The sequence below is a fragment of the Mitsuaria sp. TWR114 genome (assembly GCF_007997345.1).
Genome location: NZ_VOSR01000705.1, coordinates 1 through 609, shown reverse-complemented (window position 1 = coordinate 609; position 609 = coordinate 1). Strand labels below are relative to the sequence as shown.

Sequence of the window (609 nt, the reverse complement as noted above, 5' to 3'; positions counted from 1 at the left end):
GCCCAGCGTGTTCAGCGCCGCCAGCAGCCGCGGCTCGTGCAGCCAGGCGGCCCGCGCGTACCAGTAGGCGCGGTCGAGCTGGGCCTGCGCCATCAGCTCCGCGGCGCGGTTGTTGAAGTACATCGCGACGATGGTGCGCTCCTCCAGCGGCATGGCGCGCTGGCGCGCGATCTGCGCGCCGGGCAGGAAGTCCACCACCAGCGAGGGCTCGTCGTTGCCGATCACGCGGAAGTCCGACTTGCGCCGGCCCAGCGCGATGTTGACGTGGCCCGAGACGACCTGCAGGTCGCCGACGCGGCTCCACTGCTCCTCGTCGTAGATCTGCCGGAACATGATGGGCATGCCGGCCTCGCGGGCGAAGACCGCCGTCATCATCGCCAGCGACAGGCAGTTGCCGGCCTTGGCGTCGAAGGCTTCGGCGGCGGTGCGCGTCGTCTCGGCGTCGTACTCGAGCTGCAGCTCGCCGCGGGTGTAGAGCGCATCCAGCAACATGTGGCGCATGTCGCGGGTCTCCGTCATCAGCGTGCCGCTGCCGGCGTTGGGCAACCGGGCGCGCAGGAACTCGCGCATCTTGGGCGACATCGCCATCACCTGCGCCGGATCGATCAC

Annotated in this window: 1 pseudogene; it reads right to left on the bottom strand. The window is 70.1% G+C overall.

Features of this window, described 5'->3' with window-relative positions:
* Positions 1-609 (bottom strand): annotated as a pseudogene (locus tag FUT87_RS29210) (hypothetical protein); the annotation flags it as partial.